We start from the raw sequence: 23112 nt of genomic DNA on the forward strand, positions 1-23112 counted from the left end.
GCCATGGACACGACTGACCGGGCGGCGGAGCTGTACTACGGGGCGGCCCGCCGCGACCTGTGGGAACTGCTGCGCTGGCGCGTCCTGAAGGCGCCGGGCGGCCGCAGGCAGCTGCTGCTGTGGCTGGTGGTGCTCCCGCTGGTGCCGCTCGCGCTGATCACCGCCCAGCACGGCCGGGAGGTGGACCCGGTGGCCCTGGCCTGCACGGTCGGGGCGGGGGTGGCGTGCGGCGCCGTCTGCCTCTGGCTGGAGCTGTGGCGCACGGCGCGCCGGACGTACCGCTGGGCCGCCGAGCACCCCGGGTACGCGCTGGTGGTCACCGGGCACGGCACGCAGAACCGCCGCCCCGACGGGACGGCGGTGTCGTACGGGTGGGACAAGTACACGGGCTGGGCCGAGACCCGGGGCCTGTTCGTCTTCGTGTTCTTCAACGGGGACCTGGGCTGGGTACCGAAGCGCTGCGCCCGGACCCCCGAGGATCTCGACCGGATCCGATCGTTCTTCGACCGGAACCTGACCCGTCTGGGCTAGGACCGCGACTGGCCGGACGCTGCGCAGTCGGCGCAGGTGCCGAAGATCTCGACGGTGTGGGCCACGTTCACATAGCCGTGTTCGGCCGCGATGGCGTCCGCCCACTTCTCCACGGCGGGTCCCTCGACCTCCACCGCCTTGCCGCACTTGCGGCAGACGAGGTGGTGGTGGTGCTCCCCGGTGGAGCAGCGCCGGTACACGGACTCGCCGTCGCTGGTGCGCAGCACGTCGACCTCGCCCGCGTCGGCCAGGGACTGCAGGGTGCGGTACACGGTGGTCAGGCCCACGGAGTCGCCGCGGTGCTTGAGCATGTCGTGCAGCTCCTGGGCACTGCGGAATTCGTCCACCTCGTCCAGCGCCGCCGCCACTGCGGCCCGCTGCCGGGTGGACCGTCCTCGTACTGGCGCGGTATTCGTCTCGCCAGGCGCAGTCGCCACCGGTTCCTCCTCGTTTCGGCCTCGGCCCATTGTGCCAGGCGGCCGTCCCCTTCAGACTGTCACGTCATCCCGGGTGCAGACCTCCTCCGCCGCGCGGGAGGCCGCCGCGCGGCGCCGGGCCAGGGGCGCCGAGACGGCCGTGAGGGCCATGAACACCGCGATGGCGAGCAGCACGATCGCGGCGCCGGACGGTGCGTTGAGGTAGTACGTGGCGGTCGTGCCGACGAGGGACACGGTGAGGCTGATGCCGATGGCCAGCCCCAGCGTGGCGGCGAAGCCCCGGGTGATCCGCTGCGCGGCCGCGACCGGGATCACCATCATCGCGCTGACCAGCAGCAGTCCCACGATGCGCATGGCGACGGTGACGGTGACGGCGGCGGTGACCGCGATCAGCAGGTTCAGCAGGCGCACCGGCAGGCCGGTGACCTTGGCGAACTCCTCGTCCTGGCAGACGGCGAAGAGCTGCCGGCGCAGGCCGAGGGCGACGGCGAGGACGAAGGCGGCGAGGAGCGCCATCGCGGTGACGTCCTCGGGCGCGACGGCGGTGATCGAGCCGAACATGGGGCCCAGGAGCTTGGACGTGGAGCTGCCGCCGAGGTTCACGATCATCACGCCGCCCGCGAGGCCGCCGTAGAACAGCAGCGACAGGGCGACGTCCCCGCTGGTCCTGCCCCGGGAACGGATCGTCTCCATCGCGACGGCGCCGACGACCGCCACGAGGGTGGCCATCCACACCGGGCTGGTGTTGGTGACGAGGCCGAGCGCGACACCGGTCATCGCGACGTGGCCGAGGCCGTCGCCCATGATCGCCTGGCGGCGCTGGACCAGGTACGTGCCGATGGCGGGCGCGGTCACGCCGACCAGCGCGGCGGCGATCAGCGCGCGCACCATGAAGGGGTCGTTGAGGAAGCCCATCAGCTCAGCAGTCCCGTCCGCAGGGGTTCGGCGTCGTGCGCCGCGTGGGGGTGTACGTGGTCGTGGCCCGGCAGGGCGTGCTGCCCCACGGCCTCGGGGGGCGGGCCGTCGTGCGTGACGCAGCCGTCGCGCAGGACGACCGCCCGGTCGATCAGGGGTTCCAGGGGGCCCAGCTCGTGCAGGACCAGCAGGACCGTGGTCCCGGCCTCGACCTGGCGGCGTACGGCGTTGGCCAGGACCTCCTGGTTGCCCAGGTCCACGCCGGCCATCGGCTCGTCCATGATCAGGAGTTCGGGTTCGGCGGCGAGCGCGCGGGCGATGAGCACGCGCTGGTGCTGGCCGCCGGAGAGGGCGTTGACCGAGGCGTCGGCGTGGCCCTCCATGTCCACCAGGGACAGGGCGTGCTCGACGGCGGCCTTGTCGGCCCTGCGCAGGATCCCGAAGCGGGTGCGGGTCAGCCGGCCGGAGGTGACGACCTCGCGGACCGTGGCGGGCACGCCCCCGGCGGCGGTGGTGCGCTGGGGGACGTAGCCGATCCGCGACCACTGGCGGAAGCGCTTGAAGTCGGTGCCGAAGAGGGACAGCTCGCCGGAGGTCAGGGGGACCTGGCCGACGACGGCGCGGACGGCCGTGGACTTGCCGGAGCCGTTGGCGCCGAGCAGGGCGACGACCTCGCCCCGGCGCACGGTGAGGTCGACCCCGCGCAGCACGGGGCGCGAGCCGAGCGAGGCCGTGGCCCCGCGCAGGGATATGACGGTCGGGTCCTCGTCCTCGTGCGGCGTGGACTGCATGGTGCGCGCCTCCGTTACTGCCATTACTTGCTCCCGAGTGCCTTCTGGAGGTTCTTCAGGTTGGAGCGCATGACCTCGAAGTAGTCGGCGCCCTGGGACGAGTCGGTGATGCCTTCGAGGGGGTCCAGGACATCGGTCTTGAGGCCGGTGTCCCGGGCGAGGGCCTTGGCCGTCTTGTCGCTGGCCAGGGCCTCGAAGAACACGGTCGTCACATTGTCCTTCTTCGCGACGGACTGGAGTTCCTTCATCCGGGCCGGGCTGGGCTCGGCCTCGGGGTCGACGCCGGCGATGCCCTCCTGGTCCAGGCCGTAGCGCTCGGCGAGGTAGCCGAAGGCGGAGTGCGTCGTGATGAAGGTCTTGGTGGCCGTGTTCTGCAGGCCGTCCTTGAACTCGGTGTCGAGCGCGCCCAGCTTGGCGACGAGTTCGCCGGCGTTCTTGCGGTAGTCGGCCGCGTGGGAGGGGTCGGCCTTCTCCAGCGCCGCGCCGACGCCCTTGGCGATCTCCGCGTACTTGACGGGGTCGAGCCACACGTGGGGGTCGGTGCCGGCCTCGCCGTGGTCGTGCCCGTCGCCCTCGCCCTCGGCCGCGTGGTCGTGGCCCTCGTGCCCGGCGGCGGAGTGGGTCTCCAGCTTGGTGAGGGTGGCGGCGTCGACGACGTTCTTCACGCCGGACAGCTCGATGGCCTTGTCGACGGCGGGCTGGAGGGTCTTGAGGTAGAGCACCACGTCGGCGTCGCCCAGCTGCGAGGTCTGCCGGGGCGTGATCTCCAGGTCGTGCGGTTCCACGCCCGGCTTGGTGAGGCCCGTGACCTTCACGTGGTCCTTGCCGATCTGCTCGGCGAGGAACTGCAGCGGGTAGAAGGACGCCGTCACGCCCAGTCTGCCGCCCTTGTCGTCACCGGCCCCACCACCGGCTCCGGAGCAGGCGGTGAGGGCCGTCGCGGCCAGGGCGACGGCACCGGCGAGGGCGGCGCTGGGTATGAGGCGTCGTACGTTCATGACATCCATTTTCATCAAAGATGGAAACGATTGTCAAAAACCCAGGTGGGCGGACCGTCGCGGTCCGCAGAAGGGGTCCCCGATTTGATAGGCGGGGTGCGGGCGCCGGTAACCTAAAGACTTCGCCGTTCGTCCTCGTAATGAAGAGAGCACCGTGGCCGCCGACAAGATCGAAACCATCGTCAGCCTGAGCAAGCGCCGTGGCTTCGTTTTCCCGTGCAGTGACATCTACGGCGGCTCCAGGGCTGCCTGGGACTACGGCCCGCTCGGTGTCGAGCTCAAGGAGAACATCAAGCGCCAGTGGTGGAAGGCGATGGTCACCGGACGCGAGGACGTCGTCGGCCTCGACTCTTCCGTGATCCTGGCCCCCGAGGTGTGGGTGGCCTCCGGCCACGTCGCGACCTTCTCCGACCCGCTCACCGAGTGCACCTCCTGCCACAAGCGCCAGCGTGCCGACCACCTGGAAGAGGCGTACGAGGCCAAGCACGGCCGCCTGCCCGCCAATGGTCTTGCCGACATCAACTGCCCCAACTGTGGTGTGAAGGGCCAGTTCACCGAGCCGAAGCAGTTCTCCGGCATGCTGGAGACCCACCTCGGCCCGACCCAGGACACCGGCTCCAAGGCGTACCTGCGCCCGGAGACGGCCCAGGGCATCTTCACCAACTTCGCCCACGTGCAGACCACCGCGCGCAAGAAGCCCCCGTTCGGCATCGCGCAGATGGGCAAGTCCTTCCGCAACGAGATCACGCCGGGCAACTTCATCTTCCGCACGCGCGAGTTCGAGCAGATGGAGATGGAGTTCTTCGTCAAGCCGGGCGAGGACGAGCAGTGGCAGGAGTACTGGATGCAGGAGCGGTGGAACTGGTACCGCGACCTCGGCATCCGTGAGGAGAACATCCGCTGGTACGAGCACCCGAAGGAGAAGCTGTCCCACTACTCGAAGCGCACCGCCGACATCGAGTACCGCTTCAACTTCGGTGGCAACGAGTTCTCCGAGCTGGAGGGCGTGGCCAACCGCACCGACTTCGACCTGAAGGCGCACTCCGCCGCCTCCGGCCAGGACCTCGTCTACTTCGACCAGGAGTCGAAGGAGAAGTACACCCCGTATGTCATCGAGCCGGCGGCCGGCGTGAACCGCGCCATGCTCGCCTTCATGCTCGACGCGTACAACAACGAGGACGAGGCCCCCAACGCCAAGGGCGTCATGGAGAAGCGCACCGTCATGCGCCTCGACCCGCGCCTGGCGCCCATCAAGGTCGCCGTCCTCCCGCTGTCCCGCAACCCGCAGCTGTCGCCGAAGGCCAAGGGCCTCGCCGCCGACCTGCGCAAGTTCTGGAACATCGAGTTCGACGACGCCGGCGCCATCGGCCGCCGCTACCGCCGCCAGGACGAGATCGGTACGCCGTTCTGCGTCACCGTCGACTTCGACACCCTGGACGACAACGCGGTGACCGTGCGCGAGCGCGACACCATGAAGCAGGAGCGCGTCTCCCTGGACCAGATCCAGAGCTACCTCGGCAGCCGTCTGCTCGGCTGCTAGGTCTCCACGCGAAAAGGCCGGTGGCCCGGTGCGCGATCCGCGCACCGGGCCACCGGCTTTCGTGTGCTTCGCGGCGGGTCAGGCCGCGGGGGTTCCTCCGGCCGCCCGCTCGGCCTCCGGCGCGGCTTCCTGCGCGGCCGCCTCGGCGGCGCGGCGCTCCCCCTCCGCCTGGGAACGCTTGCCGTAGCGGGCCGTCCACAGCGCCAGGCCGCCCAGCGTCCCGTAGATCATGAACGGGCTGATCGTCACCATGGTCGAGGTGCTCAGGACGAAGGCCAGGGCCACCCGGACCAGGGCCTCGACGATGTAGGCCACGCCCCAGACCAGGGTCATGCGACGCATCGTGGTGCGGAAGCCCTCGTACTGCCACAGGCCGTTCCACCAGGCGGTGCTCTCGGGAGTGCCGTCCGTGGCAAACTTGCGGCCGAAGTAGAACATCAGCGGGCGGGCCGTCGCCAGGGTCACCAGGCAGAGCAGCCCGAACAGGCCCGTCACGCCCGAGTCCTTGATCAGCAGGGCCCGCGCCGAATGGGTGCCGACGAGCGAAACGACGGCTGTGATCACCAGGAACACCATGGTGACCAGGGCGAATTCGTCGAACTTGCGCCGCCAGGCCACGACGATGGCGGTGTCGAGGACCGGCCAGGCCCCACTGACCAGCAGTGCCGCGAACTCACTCCAGCCGTGGTCGTCGGTGAGCGTGTTGTACGTCAGGATCGGCGCGACCACATTGAGGCCGATCGTCATGATCCAGCTGACGGCGGCGGCCGCGCCGGAGCGCGCGGGAGGTGCGGGACGTGAGACGTCGGTGGACAAGGTTCCCCCTGGAACGTACCTGGTGACGTGTGCGGTAAGGGGACCGTAAAGAAATGACAGGGGCATGTACAACACGACTGACCCAAAATGATCACCAAGCCGTCCGGAGGGCCTCGCTCCGGATAGTGGAATCCCAGGTCAGGCGCGCAGGCCCCGGATGATGAGCGAGGTGACGGCCTCGAACTCGGGCACGATCGTCGGCGAGATCCAGTCGGCCGCGTACTGCGGATCATGGAAGCGCCCGGTGGCGTCGAAGACGGCGCGGGCGGCCGCCGGGACATCGGGCGCGGCCAGGGTTCCGGCCGCGACGCCCTCGGCGATGATCCGCGCCAGCTGGTCGATGAGCTGGGTCAGGTGGGCGTCGACCACCCCGCTGTTCTCGGCGAGCAGCACGGTGTAGGTGGCGAACAGCTCGGGATCCGCCCCGGCCTTCTGCCGCTTGGCCTCGAAGAGCGCTCCGAGCCACGCCTCCAGCTTGGAGGGGGCCGCCTCGGCCGGAGCCGAGGCGATGCGCTCCAGCACGACCACGCTCTTGGCGAGCCAGCGGTCCGTGACGGCCTCGCGCAGCGCCGCCTTCGACGGGAAGTGCCGGTACACGCTGCCGTGGCTGACGCCGAGGGCGCGGGCCACGTCCACCACGGTCGCCTTGCCCGGGCCGAAGCGCCGCAGCACCTCCTCGGTCGTTTCGAGGATGCGCTCGGGGGTCAGGGGCTCGGCGGCAGCGGGGGGCATGGGTACGACCGTACCGCCCGCTCAGTGCTCGCTGTCCAGGTGGGCCATCTGGGCCGCCGGGTAGCGGTCGCCGGCCGCGGCTCCCGCCGGGACCGCCGCTTCGATGGCGGACAGGTCTGCCGCGGTCAGCTCCACCTGCATGGCACCGAGTGCCTCGGTCAGCCGGTCCCGGCGCCGGGCCCCGACCAGCGGCACGATGTCGACGCCGTGGCGCGGGCCCTGCGCGAGCACCCAGGCGATGGCGGTCTGGGCGACGCTCACACCCTTCTCCGCGGCCACCTTGCGCAGCGCCTCGACCAGGTCGAGGTTGCGCTGGAGGTTCTCGCCCTGGAAGCGCGGGCTCATCCCGCGGAAGTCGCCCGGGCCCAGCTCGCGGTCACGGGAGAAGTGGCCGCTGATCAGGCCGCGCGAGAGCACCCCGTACGCGGTGATCCCGATGCCGAGCTCTCTGGCGGCCGGCAGGATCTCGGCCTCGATGCCGCGGGAGATCAGGGAGTACTCGATCTGGAGGTCGGAGATCGGGGCCACGGCGGCGGCCCGGCGCAGGGTGTCGGCGCCGACCTCGGAGAGGCCGATGTGCCGCACGTGGCCCGCCTGCACGGCCTCGGCGATGGCCCCGACGGTCTCCTCGATCGGGACGTCCGGGTCCACGCGGGCGATCCGGTAGATGTCGATGTGGTCCCGGCCGAGCCGCTGCAGGGAGTAGGCCAGGAAGTTCTTCACGGCCGCGGGCCGGCCGTCGTATCCGGCGAAGCCGCCCTCGACGGTGCGCAGGGCCCCGAACTTGACGCTGGTCAGGGCCGCCTCGCGGGCGGCCGCCGGGGCGGTGCGCAGGGCCTCGTTGATCAGCAGCTCGTTGTGGCCCATGCCGTAGAAGTCGCCGGTGTCGAGCAGCGTGTTCATCCCGGCGGGGGCCGCCTCCAGGAAGGCGTGGACGGTCGCGAGGGACTCGGAGCGGTCGGCCTCGCCGTAGAGCGCGGACATGCCCATGCAGCCCAGCCCCAGGGGGAAGACGGTGGGTCCCGTGGCGCCGAGCGTGCGGGGGGTGGGGGTGGTGTTCTCGTGGGTCGTCATGGAACAACCATGGCATGACGGGTGACAGATTTCAATATCTGTCACCCGTCGGCGTGAAGCGGCCGGTGTCCCGCTCGGTACCCGCTCGGGAGCGGCGGCCCGTCAGGCCGCGGGGGGAGCGGCCGCCGCCGCGGGGCTGAGGGCCGGTTCGAGGTCGCGGGCCGTGCGCCGGGCCGTCGCGTCGGCCCAGGCGCCGGTCGTCGCCGCGCCCACCGCCAGGACCAGCAGCCCGCAGGCCGTGATGATCCACCAGGCGGGCCGGGTGGCCGCCGCGAAGTCCCCGCCGCCCGCCGTCCCGGCCGCCAGCACCGCTCCGATCACCGCGACGCCCAGCGCGCCGCCGGTCTGCCGGCTGGTGGAGGCCACGGCGGCCGCGACCCCCGCCTGGGCGCGGGGCATCCCGGAGATCGCCGTATTGGTGATCGGGGCGTTGACCAGGCCGAAGCCGATGCCGAAGAGCACGTACCCGGCGAACATCAGGGGAGTGGAGCCCTCCGCGGAGAACGCCGCGAACAGCAGCCCGCTCGCGCCCATCGCCACCCCCGCGATCAGCAGCGGGAGCCGCGGCCCCCGGGTGGCGACCAGCCGGCCCGCCAGCGGCGCGCACAGGAAGGCCGGCACGGCCATCGGCAGCATGTAGAGCCCGGCGTCCAGGGCGCCCAGCCCCCGTACGTCCTGGAGGTAGAGGGTGTTCAGGAAGAGGAACCCGGACAGCGCGGCGAAGGCGCTCACCGCCATCACCGTCGCCCCGCTGAACGGGGCGCTGCGGAAGAACCGGGGGTCGATCAGCGGCTCCGCGCGCCGGGGCTCGTAGACGACCAGCGCGATCAGGGCGGCCACGGCGGCCAGGGCGCAGCCGACGATGACCGGGGAGGTCCAGCCGGCCGCCGGACCCTCGATGATCCCGTACGTCATCGCGCCGAGCAGGACCATGACCAGCAGCTGGCCCACCGGATCGGGCCGGCGGGGGTGCTCGGCCCGGGACTCGGGCAGGTAGCGCAGGGTCAGGGCGAGGGCGACGAGGCCGACGGGCAGGTTGACCCAGAAGATCGACCGCCAGCCGACGGAGTCCACCAGCAGCCCGCCGATCAGCGGCCCGGCGGCCATGGAGATGCCCACCACCGCGCCCCAGACGCCGATGGCGCGGGCGCGTTCCCTGGGATCGGTGAAGGTATTGGTGATGATCGACATGGCGACCGGGTTGAGCATCGAGCCGCCGACGGCCTGCACCATCCGGAAGGCGATCAGCCATTCGAGGGTGGGGGCCAGCGAGCAGAGCGCCGAGCCCGCCGTGAAGAGGATCAGGCCCGCCGCGAAGACCTTGCGGCGCCCGATCCGGTCGGCCGTGGACCCGGCCAGTATCAGCAGCGAGGCGAGGACCAGCGTGTAGGCGTCGATCGTCCACTGCATGCCCGAGACCGAGGCGTGCAGCTCGTGGCGCATCGAGGGGAGCGCGACGTTCAGGACGGTGTTGTCGAGACTGACGATGAGCAGGCTCATGCAGCAGATCGCCAGGACGAGCACGCGCCGCCGATGACTCATGTGATGCATGCCGCCGATAGTACGTCTAACTAACAACAGGGGCATGCGCGACAATGGGGGGATGACCACGCTCCCCCCGCCGCTCGCGATCGGCCCGCACACCGTGCAGCCCCCGGTGGTGCTCGCGCCGATGGCCGGCATCACCAATGCCCCGTTCCGCACCCTCTGCCGCGAGTTCTCGGGCGGCAAGGGACTGTTCGTGAGCGAGATGATCACGACCCGCGCCCTGGTCGAGCGCAACGAGAAGACCATGCAGCTGATCCACTTCGACGCGACGGAAAAGCCCCGCTCGATTCAGCTGTACGGGGTGGACCCGGTGACGGTCGGCAAGGCCGTCCGGATGATCGTCGAAGAGGACCGCGCCGACCACATCGACCTCAACTTCGGCTGCCCGGTCCCCAAGGTCACCCGCAAGGGCGGCGGCTCGGCCCTGCCCTACAAGCGCAACCTGCTGCGCGCGATCCTGCGCGAGGCCGTCGCGGGCGCGGGCGGCCTGCCGGTGACGATGAAGATGCGCAAGGGCATCAACGACGAGCACCTCACCTACCTCGACGCCGGCCGGATCGCCGTCGAGGAGGGGATCACCGCCATCGCCCTGCACGGCCGCACCACGGCCCAGCACTACGGCGGGACGGCCGACTGGGAGGCCATCGCGCGCCTCAAGGAGCACGTGCCCGAGATCCCGGTGCTCGGCAACGGCGACATCTGGTGCGCGGAGGACGCCCTGCGCATGGTCCGCGAGACCGGCTGCGACGGCGTGGTCGTGGGGCGCGGCTGCCTGGGGCGGCCGTGGCTGTTCAACGACCTGGTCGCGGCCTTCGAGGGCCGGCCCGAGGACTTCCACAAGCCCGTGCTGCGCGAGGTCGCGGCCACCATGGTCCGGCACGCACAGCTGCTGGGGGAGTGGATCGGAGACGAGGCGCGCGGGGTGATCGACTTCCGTAAGCACGTGGCCTGGTACCTCAAGGGCTTCGCGGTGGGGTCCGAGATGCGGGGGAAGCTGGCGGTCACGTCCTCCCTGGCCGAACTGGACGCTCATCTGAGCGAGCTCGACCTGGACCAGCCGTGGCCCGAGAGCGCGGACGGTCCGCGCGGCCGGACGTCCGGAAACAACCGGGTTGTCCTGCCCGAGGGCTGGTTGAACGATCCGTACGACTGCGCGGGCGTGAGCGAGGACGCCGAGCTGGACACGTCCGGAGGCTGACAAATCGCCCTCCGTGCGGCGTGATATACGCCACGCATGGGAGGGGTTTCGCTCAGATGAGCACATAAGTCACGGGTAAGACTTTCAAAGGGTGGCACTGGGTGCCACCCTTTGTGCGTTCAAGACTTGAACGCAAATGTATCGATGATCGCTCATCCGAGCGTGATCAGGCCTCAAAGCCCCCCTCCGCCTTCGGGTTCTGAACGCTGCAACGGGGATTTCCTTACCCGTGAGTTACTTTCGATCTGGTGGCGCACGGGTGGTTACAGCCGCATGACGGCCAAGTGGACGTACCCAGAAGCCTTCGATCTGGGTATGTTCCTGGCCGTCAGGGCAGCCACCCGAGTCCTCGAGGAGTCGAGACCCGTGTCGGAAAACAAAGATCAGAAGTTCGTCTACGACTTCACCGAGGGCAACCGGGACCTCAAGGACCTTCTCGGCGGCAAGGGAGCCAACCTCGCCGAGATGACCAACCTTGGTCTCCCCGTGCCCCCCGGCTTCACCATCACCACCGAGGCCTGCAAGGTCTACCTGGAGAGCGGCTCGGCCCCGGCCGCACTGCGCGACGAGGTCGGCGCGCACCTCGCCGCCCTTGAGGCGAAGATGGGCAAGAAGCTCGGTCAGTCGGACGACCCGCTGCTGGTCTCCGTCCGCTCCGGAGCCAAGTTCTCCATGCCGGGCATGATGGACACGGTCCTCAACATCGGCCTCTCCGACGAGTCCGTGGTCGGCCTCGCCGCCCAGGCGGGCAACGAGCGCTTCGCGTGGGACTCCTACCGCCGTCTGATCCAGATGTTCGGCAAGACCGTCCTCGGCGTCGAGGGCGAGCTCTTCGAGGACGCCCTCGACGAGGCCAAGGCCGCCAAGAAGGTCGCCGTCGACACCGACCTCGACGCCGCCGACCTCAAGAAGCTGGTCAAGGCCTTCAAGAAGATCGTCTCGAAGGAGGCCGGCCGCGAGTTCCCGCAGGACGCCCGCGAGCAGCTCGACCTCGCCGTCGAGGCCGTCTTCAACTCCTGGAACACCGACCGGGCCAAGCTCTACCGCCGCCAGGAGCGCATCCCGAGCGACCTGGGCACCGCGGTCAACATCTGCTCGATGGTCTTCGGCAACCTCGGCCCCGACTCCGGCACCGGTGTCGCCTTCACCCGTGACCCGGCCAGCGGCCACGCGGGCGTCTACGGCGACTACCTGCAGAACGCCCAGGGCGAGGACGTCGTCGCGGGCATCCGCAACACCGTCCCGCTCGCGGACCTGGAGGCCATCGACAAGGCCTCGTACGACCAGCTCATGACGATCATGACGACGCTGGAGACCCACTACAAGGACCTCTGCGACATCGAGTTCACCATCGAGCGCGGTCAGCTGTGGATGCTCCAGACCCGGGTCGGCAAGCGCACCGCCGGTGCCGCCTTCCGCATCGCCACGCAGCTCGTGGACCAGGGCCTGATCGACGAGGCCGAGGCGCTCCAGCGCGTCACCGGCCACCAGCTGGCCCAGCTGATGTTCCCGCGCTTCGACGAGGACGCCAAGACCACCCTGCTGGGCCGCGGCATCGCCGCCTCCCCGGGCGCGGCGGTCGGCAAGGCCGTCTTCGACTCGTACACGGCCGTCAAGTGGTCCCGGTCCGGTGAGAAGGTCATCCTGATCCGCCGCGAGACCAACCCCGACGACCTCGACGGCATGATCGCCTCCGAGGGCATCCTGACCTCGCGCGGCGGCAAGACCTCGCACGCCGCCGTCGTCGCCCGCGGCATGGGCAAGACCTGTGTCTGCGGCGCCGAGGAGCTCGACGTCGACACCAAGCGCCGCCGGATGACGGTCGGCGAGACGGTCATCGAAGAGGGCGACGTCGTCTCCATCGACGGCTCCACCGGCAAGGTCTACCTCGGTGAGGTACCCGTCGTACCGTCCCCGGTCGTCGAGTACTTCGAGGGCCGCATGCACGCCGGCGCCGACGACGCCGACGAGCTGGTCGCCGCCGTGCACCGGATCATGGCCTACGCGGACCGCGTGCGCCGCCTGCGGGTGCGCGCCAACGCCGACAACGCCGAGGACGCGCTGCGCGCCCGTCGCTTCGGCGCCCAGGGCATCGGCCTGTGCCGCACCGAGCACATGTTCCTCGGCGAGCGCCGCGAGATGGTCGAGCGCCTGATCCTCGCGGACACCGACGAGGAGCGCGAGGGCGCCCTGTCGGCCCTGCTGCCGCTGCAGAAGAAGGACTTCATCGAGCTGTTCGAGGCGATGGACGGCCTGCCCGTCACCGTCCGCCTGCTCGACCCGCCGCTGCACGAGTTCCTGCCCGACATCACCGAGCTGTCGGTGCGCGTCGCCCTCGCCGAGTCCCGCAAGGACGCCAACGAGAACGACCTGCGCCTGCTCCAGGCCGTGCACAAGCTGCACGAGCAGAACCCGATGCTGGGTCTGCGCGGTGTCCGCCTCGGCCTGGTCATCCCCGGTCTGTTCGCCATGCAGGTCCGGGCGATCGCCGAGGCCGCGGCCGAGCGCAAGAACGCCAAGGGCGACCCGCGCGTCGAGATCATGATCCCGCTCGTGGGCACCGTCCAGGAGCTGGAGATCGTCCGCGACGAGGCCGACGGGGTCATCGCCGAGGTCGAGGCCGCCACCGGCACCAGCCTCAAGCTGTCGATCGGCACGATGATCGAGCTGCCGCGCGCCGCCCTGACCGCCGGCCAGATCGCCGAGGCCGCGCAGTTCTTCTCCTTCGGCACGAACGACCTGACCCAGACGGTGTGGGGCTTCTCCCGCGACGACGTCGAGGCCAGCTTCTTCACCGCGTACCTGGAGAAGGGCATCTTCGGGGTCTCTCCCTTCGAGACCATCGACAAGGACGGCGTCGGCTCGCTCGTGCGCCACGCGGTCGAGCAGGGCCGGGCCACCCGCCCCGACCTCAAGCTCGGCGTCTGCGGTGAGCACGGCGGCGACCCGGAGTCGGTGCACTTCTTCCACGAGGTGGGCCTCGACTACGTCTCCTGCTCGCCCTTCCGGATCCCGGTGGCGCGTCTGGAGGCCGGCCGTGCGGCCGCCGAGGCGAAGGGCTCCGACAGCCGCTGAGCCCCGCCGGGAGCGGCCGCTGCCGCTCCCCCCTGACCGCGCCTGCCCCCGGTTGCCTGACCTCCGGGGGCAGGCGCGCCTTCATTTCGAAGGCGCCGTCGGAGCGGGTATCGCCGCATATTCAACGAAGTCTTTACGGCGCCAGGCGGTGGACGGATCCCCACCCGTCCACCGCCTGCCGCCTATCCGCCAGGCACGTCGGCGCTTCCCTGTGCGACCGACCGCCAGGCCCCGCAAAGCCCCCCACGGCCTTCACGGAGCGTTTCGGTCGCACCGGAGTGTGCCTGGCGGAGTACAGGATTTCGCTTGTCACGCCCCTGCCGAAAGGGGTTTCAACTGTGGCCGAAAGGGCGTGGTGACCACGTGTGACGGCATGCATACTCATAGGGCGGGGGGATTGCGGTTGCACAGCTGGGGGTTCGGTGCTTCGTATCCATTTCACTGGAGTGGACCTGGCACGCGTACGGATGGCAGGACGTCCCGATGCGTTGTGGGAAACGATTCTGAGTTTTCACCGCTTAAGAGACCGGCGTGATGTCCGGTTGTTCGGTGAATGGCGTACGGAAACCCGTAGCCGGTTGAATGGTGAAACAAGGCTGCTGGGCGCGCTCATACCCGCGCGCGGCTATTTCCCGGATTTCCTGACCCCGGCCGAGGGGCAGTACGGATGGGACGTCGGCCTCGACGCCCTGCGCGGGCTACGGCCCGAACGGCTGCGGCGCGAGCTGCTGCTCGTGGGCGCGGGCGCCGGGACGGGCTTCGGGGCGGCCTTCGGGACCCCGACGCCGACCCGGCTGCGGGAGTTCATCGACGGCGGCACCAAACACCTGCCCCGGCTCCTGGGCGAGCTGCGGGGCTACCACCGCGCGGCCGTGGAGCCGTACTGGAGCCACATCCAGGCCCAGATCGAGGCGGAGCGGGCGGCGCGCGGCCGGGCGCTGCTGGACGGCGGCGCGGACGAGCTGCTCGCCTCCCTGCCGCCGATGCTGCGCTGGCGGGCCCCGGTGCTGGAGTGCGAGTACCCGGTGGACCGGGACGTACGGCTGCGGGGGCGCGGGCTGCTGCTCCAGCCCTCCTTCTTCTGCCGGCGCACCGCGGTGACCCTGCACGACCCGGAGCTGCCGCCCGTGCTCGTCTACCCGGCCGCGGCCCAGCTGGCCTCCACGACGGCCGGCGGCGAGGCCGCCCGCCCCGCGGAGGAGCAGCGCCAGCGGACCCTGGGCAAGCTGGTGGGCCACACCCGCTCCGTGGTGCTGCGGGCCATCGGCGACGGGGCCACCACCAGCGAACTGGCCCGCCGGGCGGGGGTCTCCCTGGCCTCGGCGAGCCAGCACGCCTGCGTGATGCGCGAAGCCGGTCTGGTGACCACCCTCCGGCACGGCAACGCCGTCCTGCACACCGTCACCCCGCTGGGCGCGGCCCTCCTCAAGGGGGGCGCCGTGGTGTCCTGACCTGGCGTGCACGGCTCTGACCTGCGGTTTCGTGGCGCTGCGGAGAAACTTTGAAAAAGTTTCCCGAAGAGCGATGAGTTCGCCGGGGGGCCGCGGTCTACCTCTCGAAAGCACCACACGAGAGAAGAGAGAGACCGAGATGGCCACCATGATCTTCGTCAACCTGCCCGTCAAGGACCTGGAGGCGACCAAGGCCTTCTGGAGCGCGCTCGGTTACTCCTTCAACGCGCAGTTCACCGACGAGAACTGCGCGGCCATGCCCATCACCGAGAGCATCGTCGCGATGTTCCTCACCGAGGCCCGCTACAAGGACTTCACCCACAAGGCCATCGCCGACGCCACCACCACCTCCGAGGTGCTGCTGTGTCTGAGCGCCGAGAGCCGCGCCGCGGTCGACGCGCAGGTGGACGGGGCCCTGGCGGCCGGGGCCACCGAGCCCCGGCCCGCCCAGGACCACGGCGTCATGTACGGCCGGGCCTTCGACGACCTCGACGGCCACACCTGGGAGATCATGTGGATGGACCCCTCGGTGGTCCAGGGCTGACCGGAGCTACGGGGCCGCGGCGGTCCGCACCGGGTACGTCCGGACCGCCACCTCCTCGTCGTCCAGGCAGCGCCCCGACTCCAGGTCGAAGCGCTGCTTGAGCAGCGGCGAGGCCACGAACGGCCGGCCCGCCGCCCACCCCAGGAGCCCGCGCGACAGGACGTGCGCGCCAGTGAAGGGGTCCTGGTTGCCGATCGCGTACGGGCGCCCGGCGCGGTCGAGGAACACGGCGGCCTGGCTCCCGTCGGGCAGCAGGGCGGCGACCCCCCGCCCGGGGGTGAGCGAGGACAGCTCGCACACCGTCAGCCAGCCTTCCGCCACCCGCAGTTCCACGGTCATCGGACGGTACCTCCCAGGGTCAAGGCGGCCAGGTCGGGCTTGACCTGGTCGCGTTCGGGCACGAACCGCACGCTCGGGTCGGGGGTGCCGGGAGCGTTGACGAAGGACACGAACCGGCGCATCCGCTCCGGGTCCCGCAGGGTTTCGGCCCACTCGTCGCGGTAGTGCGCGACGTGGTCGGCCATCAGCGCCTCCAGTTCCGCGCACAGTCCGAGCGAGTCGTGCACGATCACGTCCCGCAGGTGGTCCAGGCCCCCCTCCAGCCGGTCCAGCCAGGTCGACGTGCGCTCCAGCCGGTCCGCGGTGCGGATGTAGAACATCAGGAAGCGGTCGATGAGCCGGACCAGTTCGGCGTCCGACAGGTCCTGGGCCAGGAGGTCGGCGTGGCGCGGGGCGGCCCCGCCGTTGCCGCCGACGTAGAGGTTCCAGCCGTTCGCCGTGGCGATGATCCCGAAGTCCTTGCTCTGGGCCTCGGCGCACTCGCGGGTGCAGCCGGAGACCGCCGACTTCAGCTTGTGGGGCGCGCGCAGGCCGCGGTAGCGCAGCTCCAGGTCGATGGCCATGCGGACGCTGTCCTGGACCCCGTAGCGGCACCAGGTCTGCCCGACACAGGACTTCACCGTCCGCAGGGCCTTGCCGTAGGCGTGGCCGGATTCGAATCCGGCGTCGACCAGGCGCGCCCAGATGCGGGGGAGCTGGTCCACGCTCGCGCCGAAGAGGTCGATGCGCTGGCCGCCGGTGATCTTCGTGTAGAGGCCGAAATCGCGGGCCACCTCGCCGATCACGATCAGCTTGTCGGGGGTGATCTCCCCGCCCGGGATGCGCGGGACGACCGAGTAGGAGCCGTTGCGCTGCAGGTTCGCGAGGAAGTGGTCGTTGGTGTCCTGGAGGGCGGCCTGCTCCCCGTCCAGGACGTAGCCGCTCGCGCCCAGCGTGGGGGCGAGGGAGGCGATGACCGAGCCGACGGCAGGCTTGCAGACCTCGCAGCCCTCGCCGCCCCGGGCCTCCTCGCGGCCGTGGGCGTCGAGGATCTCCCGGTACGAGGTCAGGCGGCGGGTGCGGACGATCTCGTAGAGCTCGGCGCGGGTGTACGGGAAGCAGCCGCACAGCCCCTTGTCGGCGGCGGCCGGCAGCAGCCGGCCGATCACCTTCAGGCAGCCCCCGCAGCCGGTCCCGGCCTTGGTGCACTTCTTGACCTCGGGCAGGGTCGAGCAGGCGGTGATCGCCTTCTTGGTGACGTTGTGGCAGGAGCAGATCACCGCGGTGTCCGGGAGCGAGGCCGGGCCCAGCCGGGTGGCGGGGCCGAGCCCGGCGGGCAGGACCAGCTGCTCCGGGGCGACGGGCGGGACGCTGCCGGTGAGCGGGCGCAGCAGCCCGTACGCGTCGGCATCGCCGACCAGCACCCCGCCGAGCAGGACCCCGTCCGGGGAGACGACGAGCTTCCTGTAGACGCCGCTGCGCGAGTCGGACCAGACCACGTCCAGGCTGTCGGGGGAGGCTCCGTGCGCGTCGCCGAAGGAGGCCACGTCCACACCGAGCAGCTTCAGCTTGGTGGACAGGTCGGCCCCGGTGAACTCCCGCTCGCGGCCCAGCAGGTCCTCGGCGGCCGTCTCGGCCATCTCGTAGCCGGGCGCGACCAGGCCGTACACCCGGCCGTCGCAGGCCAGGGCGCACTCGCCGACGGCGTAGATCCGCGGGTCGGAGGTGCGGCAGCGGGAGTCGACGGCGATCCCGCCGCGTTCGCCGACGTCCAGGCCGCAGTCGCGGGCGAGCCCGTCGCGTGGGCGGACCCCGGCGGAGAAGACGACGAGCCCGGTGTCGACGGTGGAGCCGTCCGAGAGCCGCATGCCGGTGACCGCGCCGTCCTCGCCCGTCAGCACCTCCTGGGTGCCGACGCCGGTGTGCACGGTCAGCCCCATGGACTCGACGGTCCGCAGCAGGGCGGCGCCGCCGCCCTCGTCCACCTGGACGGGCATCAGCCGGGGCGCGAACTCCACGACGCGGGTGGCGAGTCCGAGGCCCTTGAGCGCCCCGGCCGCCTCCAGGCCGAGCAGTCCGCCGCCGACGACGGCGCCGGCGGTGCGCGTTTTGGCGTACTCCTCGATCGCGAGGAGGTCCTCGACCGTGCGGTACACGAAGCAGCCCGGGGCGTCCTTCCCGGGGACGGGCGGCACGAAGGGGTAACTGCCCGTCGCCAGGACCAGGACGTCGTACGGGAACACGCGCCCGGACCGGGAGGTGACGGTGCGCGCCTCCCGGTCGATGCTCTCGGCGGGGTCGTCGAGGTGCAGCGCGATGCCGTGCCGCTCCATGAACCCGTCCGGGACGAGGGACAGGTCCTCGGGGGTGCTGCCGGAGAAGTACGAGGTCAGGTGCACGCGGTCGTAGGCGGCCCGGGGCTCCTCGCAGAGCACGGTGATCCGGTGCGTGGCGGTGGCGCCGCGTTCGGCGAGGGCCTCCAGGTAGCGCTGGCCGACCATGCCGTGGCCGATCAGCACGATCGCGGGCAGGGGCTCGGTCATGTCAGTGGCCTCCGTCGTCGGTGAGCAGGTGGAACAGGTCGCCCAGTGGTTCGTCGCCCGCCCAGCCGCGGGCGAGGGCGCCCACGGTGGAGAGCTCGCCCAGCAGCACCCCGCCGACGAGGCGGTCGCCGCGGACGACGACCTTGCGGTAGGTGCGGCGGGTGGCGTCGGCGAGACGGACCACGTCGTCGCCGGGGAGCGGGGTCGGCTCGCCGAAGGCGGCGAGGTCGAAGGGGCCGGTGCCCGGGGTGCTCAGGGTGAGGCGGGTGAGGGCGCGGGTCCCGGTGTAGCCGGCCCCGCGGGCGCCGTCGGTGGCGTCGGCGCCCGTCAGGACCGCCGCCAGGGCGTCGGCCTGTTCCAGGGCGGGGCCCGCCAGGCCGTACACCCGGCCGGCGTGTTCGGCGCAGTCGCCGATGGCGTGGACGCGGGGGTCGCCGGTGCGCAGCCGGTCGTCGACCACCACGCCCTCGCGGACGTCCAGCCCGGCGGCGCGGGCGAGCCCGGTACGGGGGCGCACGCCGCAGGCGAGGACGACGAGGCCGGCGTCGAGGCGGTAGCCGTCGGCGAGTTCGACTCCGGTGACCCGGCGGGCGGCGTGGCCCGGCCGGGCGGCGGGGGTGGCGGTGGCGGTGGCGGTGGCGGTGGTGGTCAGGCCGCGGACGCGGCAGTGCGTGTGGATCTCCACGCCGAGGGAGTTCAGGTGGGCGTGCAGCAGCGCGGACGCGTCCGCGTCCAGCTGGCGCTCCATCAGGCGCTCCGCCTGCTGGGCGAGGACCACCTGCGCGCCCCGGGCGGCCAGGGCGCGGGCGGCCGAGACGCCCAGGAGCCCGCCGCCGATGACCACCGCGCGCAGGTCCGGTCGTACGGCGGCGGCCAGGGTGAGGCAGTCGTCCATGGTGCGGAACGCGTGTACCCCGTCGGGGAGTTCCCGGCCGCCGGGGGTGAACAGCCCGCGCAGCGGCGGCAGCACCGGGTTCGAGCCGGTGGCCAGCACCAGCGTGTCGTACGTCTCCACGCTGCCGTCGTCGCAGTGCACCCGCCGCTCGGCGCGGTCGACGCGCACGGCCCGCACCCCGCGGCGCAGCACGGGACCGGGGTCCGGGAGGGCGGTCACCGCGGGGGCGTACCGGCCCGCCAGGACCTCGGCGAGCAGGACCCGGTTGTAGGGGGCGTGGCTCTCCTCGCCGAGGACGCGCACCCGCGCGGCCGGGCCCAGCCGCGCGGCGAGCCGCAGGCCCGCCAGGCCGCCGCCGATCACCACCACACGCTGTTGCGAGGTCATGGAACGAGCGTGCGGGCCCGCTGTTTCCCCGCCGCATCACCCCTGTTACCCGGACGGAACGCCGACCTCAGCGCCGGGATTAAGGGCTGGTGAGGCCTTCCTCAAGGCGCCCTTAAGGATCACCGGGAGGACTCCGCAGGACCTCGGGAGGCTCTTAGCGTGGGCGCCATGCGAGATGTGGCGGTGCGGGTCAAGGGCGGGATGCTGGGCGGCGCGGGGCTGGTGGTCCTGCTCTGGGCCGCCCAGGTGCGGCCCTCGGCCCGGCTCGACGCGCTCTTCGCCACCGCCGCGCACCTGACCGGGCTGCTCGCCGGGTACGGGATCCTCGTGCTGCTGTTCCTGATGGCCCGGGTGCCCGCCGTGGAGCACGGGATCGGAGGCGACCGGCTCGCCCGCTGGCACGCGCTGGGCGGCCGGCACGTGCTCCTGCTCTGCTTCGGGCACGGGCTCCTGGCCCTGTTCGGCTACGCCGTGCACGAGGGCGCGGACGTGCTCTCCGCCGCCCGGGGGCTGCTCGGCTACCCGGCGCTCGCGGCCGCCGCGGCCGGGACGGGTCTCCTGGCCGCGGTCGGCGTGACCTCCGCCCGCGCCGTACGCCGCCGCCTCGCGCACGAAACCTGGCGCGGGGTGCACCTGGCCGTGTACCTCGCCGCCGCCCTGGCCTTCGGGCACCAGCTCGCCGGGCCCGATCTGGCGGTGGCCGCCTGGTTCTGGGCCCTCGCCCACGCCCTCGTCGGCGTGCTGCTGGTCTGGTACCGGGCCGTGGTGCCCGTACGGCAGGCCCTGCGGCACGCGCTGCGCGTCGCCGAGGTGCGGGCGGAGGGCCCCGGGGTGGTCTCCGTCGTCATGCACGGGCGCGACCTCGCGGGACTGCGGGCCGAGCCCGGACAGTTCCTGCGCTGGCGGTTCCTGCGGCGGGGGCTCTGGTACACGGCACTGCCGTTCTCGCTCTCCGCGCCGGTGAGCGGCGCCGCCCTGCGGATCACCGTCAAGGGGCTCGGCGGGCACTCGCGGCGGATCCGCCGGCTGCGCCCCGGTACGCGGGTCCTCGCCACGGGGCCGTTCGGGGCGCTCACCGCCGCCCGGCGGACGCGGTCCAAGGTGCTGCTGATCGCGGGCGGGGTCGGGATCACCCCGATGCGGGCCCTGTTCGAGACGCTGCCCGGCGGGCCGGGCGACATCACCCTGCTCTACCGGGCCGGGGCCGAGGAACAGCTCGTGCTGCGGGGCGAGCTGGAGGCCATCGCGGCCCTCCGGGGGGCCGGGCTGCACTACCTGCTCGGACCGTCCGACGGCCCCTACGACCCCCTGGCACCGCGGGCGCTGACCGCGCTCGTCCCGGACCTGGTGGAGCACGACGTGTACCTGTGCGGGCCGCCCGGGATGGCGGAGGCGACGCGCGCCGCGCTGCTGCGGGCCGGGGTGCCGGCCGGGCGCGTCCACAGCGAGTGCTTCAGCTTCTGACCCGGCCGCGGGCGGCCCCCGGCTGCCCGGTCCCGCGTTCCCGATCCGCCCGCGAAAGGTCGCCCCGCGTCATGCGTCACCCCCTGCACATCACCGTGCCCGTGTCCCCGCCGGACGGTGGCGTGCCGCGCGCCGCCGCCCGGCACCGCAGGCCGCGCCCGGACTCCGTCCCGCGGGCCGCGCTGGCCGGGCTGGTCCGCGTACCGCCCGCCCGGCGGCTCGCGGCCGGGCTGGGGCTGGCCGGCGTACTGGTCGCCACCGCGCTGACGGCATGGGTGGATCCTGCTGCTCCGGTGGCCCCGGACCGGGTGCCGGCCGGGCGAAGCTCAACCTTTGCGCAAGTTTCCCGGGATTGATGGAAGGTGCATCGAACCTGTCCCTAGGGTCGGGTCCGTGCCTGACATATCAATCACCATGATCATCGTGCTGTGCGTGGCCGCAGCCGCGGCCGGCTGGATCGACGCGGTGGTGGGCGGCGGCGGACTGCTGCTCCTGCCCGCCCTGCTGCTCGGGCTGCCGCACGCCCACCCCGCCACCGTGCTCGGCACCAACAAGGCGGTGGCCATCGTCGGCACCACCGGAGCGGCCGTCACCTACGTCCGCAAGGCCCCGGTCGATGTGAAGCTCGCCGTCCGGATCGGTCTGGCCGCCCTCGCCGGATCGATGGGGGGCGCCGCACTCGCGGGCGGGATCAGCAAGGACGCGCTGCGCCCGCTGATCATGGGGGTGCTCGTGGTGGTGGCCGCCGTGGTGATCTTCAAGCCCGGCTTCGGCGCCGCCCCCTCCGCCTCGCCCGTCTCCCGGCAGCGGGTGCTGCTCACGATCGGCCTGGCCGGACTGGGCATCGGCTTCTACGACGGCCTCATCGGGCCCGGCACCGGCACCTTCCTGGTGCTGGCCCTCACCGCCCTGCTCCACCTCGACCTGGTCACCGCCTCCGCCACCGCCAAGATCGTCAACGTGTGCACCAACGCCGGGGCGCTCGCGATGTTCGCGTACCAGGGGATGGTGCTGTGGCAGCTGGCCGCGCTGATGGCCGTCTTCAACCTCGCCGGGGGCATGATCGGCGCCGGGATGGCGCTCAAGAAGGGCAGCGGTTTCGTCCGCGGGGTCCTGCTGACGGTGGTGGGCGCGCTGGTGATCAAGCTGGGCTTCGAGCAGTGGGGGTGAGCGGCGGGGTCAGTACGTCCCGGTGAGGTGCGCGAAGACCACCACGTTGCCCTGGTAGCCCGTGCGCGGCGAGAAACCGCCGCCGCAGGTGATCACCCGCAGCTCCGCGCGCGGCGAGGGACCGTAGACGCGCGCGTCCGGGAAGGCCTTGGCGTCGTAGACCTCGACCGCGTGGACCGTGAAGACGGCCGTGCGCCCGTCCGCTCGCGCCACCTCGATCACGGCTCCCCGGCGCAGCGCGCCCAGGTGGTAGAAGACGGCCGGGCCGCTGGCGTCGTCCACGTGTCCCGCGATGAGGGCCGTGCCCGTCGCGCCGGGGGTCGTCCCGTCCCGGTACCAGCCCGCGAGGTCGCGGCGGGTCGGCGGGGGTACTTCGAGACCGCCGTCCTGGTCGAGGCCGAGCCCGGTCAGCGGGGCGTCCACGCGGATGGACGGGATCCGGATCCGGGTGGGCGGGGAGCCGGTGAGCGGGGCGATGGCCCCCGGGTAGCGGTCCTGGGCGCTCAGGGCCTCGGCGGGGGAGGGCAGCGGGGGGCCGACGGGCTCGCGGGAACCGCTGGTCACGAGCCAGATGCCGATGCAGGCGGCGATCGCGACCAGCCCGGCGGGACCGCGCCTCCCGGTCGGGCCCGCCCCGGCCGCGGGGCGCCCGCGCGGGCGCCGGAAGCCGCCGTGCATGCGTACC

Annotated in this window: 21 protein-coding genes; 9 read left to right on the plus strand and 12 right to left on the minus strand. The window is 71.9% G+C overall.

Annotation, left to right across the window (positions count from 1 at the left end; translation table 11 throughout):
- Positions 1-3: 3 nt before the first annotated feature.
- Complete coding sequence (locus tag SLAV_RS24835; protein ID WP_030227018.1) at positions 4-531, plus strand: YcxB family protein; 528 nt, start codon at positions 4-6, stop codon at positions 529-531.
- Here the strand turns inward: SLAV_RS24835 and SLAV_RS24840 are convergent.
- The 4 genes from SLAV_RS24840 to SLAV_RS24855 are packed head-to-tail and all read right to left on the minus strand — an operon-like array spanning position 528 to position 3672.
- Positions 528-968, minus strand: a complete 441-nt coding sequence (locus SLAV_RS24840; protein ID WP_030227019.1) for a Fur family transcriptional regulator — start codon at positions 966-968, stop codon at positions 528-530. The two genes, SLAV_RS24835 and SLAV_RS24840, sit on opposite strands and share 4 nt — an antisense overlap.
- 51 nt (positions 969-1019) lie before the next feature.
- Positions 1020-1883, minus strand: coding sequence for a metal ABC transporter permease (locus tag SLAV_RS24845; RefSeq protein ID WP_030227021.1), 864 nt, complete (start codon positions 1881-1883; stop codon positions 1020-1022).
- Entirely contained in the window at positions 1883-2698 is an 816-nt protein-coding gene (locus tag SLAV_RS24850) for a metal ABC transporter ATP-binding protein (protein WP_234333471.1), read from the minus strand. Before SLAV_RS24850 ends, SLAV_RS24845 begins: the two co-directional genes overlap by 1 nt.
- Entirely contained in the window at positions 2698-3672 is a 975-nt protein-coding gene (locus SLAV_RS24855) for a metal ABC transporter substrate-binding protein (protein WP_030227025.1), read from the minus strand. The genes SLAV_RS24850 and SLAV_RS24855 overlap by 1 nt, the downstream gene beginning before the upstream one ends.
- A 154-nt stretch (positions 3673-3826) precedes the next feature.
- Between SLAV_RS24855 and SLAV_RS24860 the strand changes: the two genes are divergently transcribed.
- Positions 3827-5212, plus strand: coding sequence for a glycine--tRNA ligase (locus SLAV_RS24860; protein WP_100660959.1), 1386 nt, complete (start codon positions 3827-3829; stop codon positions 5210-5212).
- Between the two features lie 78 nt (positions 5213-5290).
- On the opposite strand, the gene SLAV_RS24865 is transcribed toward SLAV_RS24860, so the two are convergent.
- The 4 genes from SLAV_RS24865 to SLAV_RS24880 all read right to left on the minus strand — a co-directional run bounded on the left by SLAV_RS24865 (position 5291) and on the right by SLAV_RS24880 (position 9385).
- On the minus strand, positions 5291-6028 hold the full coding sequence (locus SLAV_RS24865) for a VC0807 family protein (protein ID WP_037686550.1): 738 nt from the start codon (positions 6026-6028) through the stop codon (positions 5291-5293).
- 138 nt (positions 6029-6166) lie between these two features.
- Positions 6167-6760 carry a TetR/AcrR family transcriptional regulator gene (locus tag SLAV_RS24870; RefSeq protein WP_030227028.1) on the minus strand — a complete coding sequence of 198 codons (594 nt, stop codon included), beginning with the start codon at positions 6758-6760 and terminating at the stop codon, positions 6167-6169.
- A gap of 21 nt (positions 6761-6781) precedes the next feature.
- Positions 6782-7834 carry an aldo/keto reductase gene (locus tag SLAV_RS24875; protein ID WP_030227030.1) on the minus strand — a complete coding sequence of 351 codons (1053 nt, stop codon included), beginning with the start codon at positions 7832-7834 and terminating at the stop codon, positions 6782-6784.
- A 102-nt stretch (positions 7835-7936) separates the two neighbouring features.
- Positions 7937-9385, minus strand: a complete 1449-nt coding sequence (locus tag SLAV_RS24880; protein WP_030227032.1) for an MFS transporter — start codon at positions 9383-9385, stop codon at positions 7937-7939.
- Between the two features lie 34 nt (positions 9386-9419).
- Between SLAV_RS24880 and dusB the strand changes: the two genes are divergently transcribed.
- The 4 genes from dusB to SLAV_RS24900 all read left to right on the plus strand — a co-directional run bounded on the left by dusB (position 9420) and on the right by SLAV_RS24900 (position 15650).
- Positions 9420-10580, plus strand: a complete 1161-nt coding sequence (dusB, locus tag SLAV_RS24885) for a tRNA dihydrouridine synthase DusB (RefSeq protein WP_078950169.1) — start codon at positions 9420-9422, stop codon at positions 10578-10580.
- Positions 10581-10946: 366 nt separating this feature from the next.
- The gene (gene ppdK, locus SLAV_RS24890; protein WP_030227036.1) at positions 10947-13655 is read left to right on the plus strand and encodes a pyruvate, phosphate dikinase; all 2709 of its coding nucleotides are present in this window, start codon (positions 10947-10949) and stop codon (positions 13653-13655) included.
- Between the two features lie 422 nt (positions 13656-14077).
- The gene (locus tag SLAV_RS24895) at positions 14078-15106 is read left to right on the plus strand and encodes an ArsR/SmtB family transcription factor (protein WP_051840463.1); all 1029 of its coding nucleotides are present in this window, start codon (positions 14078-14080) and stop codon (positions 15104-15106) included.
- A gap of 139 nt (positions 15107-15245) precedes the next feature.
- Positions 15246-15650: a VOC family protein gene (locus tag SLAV_RS24900; RefSeq protein WP_030227040.1), complete on the plus strand. Its 405-nt coding sequence runs from the start codon at positions 15246-15248 to the stop codon at positions 15648-15650.
- Positions 15651-15656: 6 nt separating this feature from the next.
- Here the strand turns inward: SLAV_RS24900 and nirD are convergent, their stop codons facing one another.
- From nirD to SLAV_RS24915, 3 genes are read right to left on the minus strand one after another with little or no spacing between them, the layout of a single operon-like run.
- Positions 15657-15989 carry a nitrite reductase small subunit NirD gene (nirD, locus tag SLAV_RS24905; RefSeq protein ID WP_030227043.1) on the minus strand — a complete coding sequence of 111 codons (333 nt, stop codon included), beginning with the start codon at positions 15987-15989 and terminating at the stop codon, positions 15657-15659.
- Positions 15986-18511, minus strand: a complete 2526-nt coding sequence (gene nirB / locus SLAV_RS24910; RefSeq protein ID WP_030227046.1) for a nitrite reductase large subunit NirB — start codon at positions 18509-18511, stop codon at positions 15986-15988. The genes nirD and nirB overlap by 4 nt, the downstream gene beginning before the upstream one ends.
- Position 18512: 1 nt before the next feature.
- Positions 18513-19793, minus strand: coding sequence for an NAD(P)/FAD-dependent oxidoreductase (locus SLAV_RS24915; protein ID WP_030227047.1), 1281 nt, complete (start codon positions 19791-19793; stop codon positions 18513-18515).
- 168 nt (positions 19794-19961) lie between these two features.
- Between SLAV_RS24915 and SLAV_RS24920 the strand changes: the two genes are divergently transcribed.
- The 3 genes from SLAV_RS24920 to SLAV_RS24925 all read left to right on the plus strand — a co-directional run bounded on the left by SLAV_RS24920 (position 19962) and on the right by SLAV_RS24925 (position 22427).
- Positions 19962-21257, plus strand: coding sequence for a ferredoxin reductase family protein (locus SLAV_RS24920; RefSeq protein WP_030227050.1), 1296 nt, complete (start codon positions 19962-19964; stop codon positions 21255-21257).
- Positions 21258-21328: 71 nt separating this feature from the next.
- Positions 21329-21613, plus strand: coding sequence for a hypothetical protein (locus tag SLAV_RS41100; protein WP_158740535.1), 285 nt, complete (start codon positions 21329-21331; stop codon positions 21611-21613).
- Between the two features lie 37 nt (positions 21614-21650).
- The gene (locus SLAV_RS24925) at positions 21651-22427 is read left to right on the plus strand and encodes a sulfite exporter TauE/SafE family protein (RefSeq protein WP_030227052.1); all 777 of its coding nucleotides are present in this window, start codon (positions 21651-21653) and stop codon (positions 22425-22427) included.
- A gap of 9 nt (positions 22428-22436) precedes the next feature.
- Here the strand turns inward: SLAV_RS24925 and SLAV_RS24930 are convergent, their stop codons facing one another.
- Entirely contained in the window at positions 22437-23105 is a 669-nt protein-coding gene (locus SLAV_RS24930) for a class F sortase (RefSeq protein WP_078950170.1), read from the minus strand.
- Positions 23106-23112: the final 7 nt, after the last annotated feature.

Origin of the sequence: Streptomyces lavendulae subsp. lavendulae (assembly GCF_002803845.1) — a bacterium.
Lineage (GTDB): Bacteria > Actinomycetota > Actinomycetes > Streptomycetales > Streptomycetaceae > Streptomyces > Streptomyces lavendulae.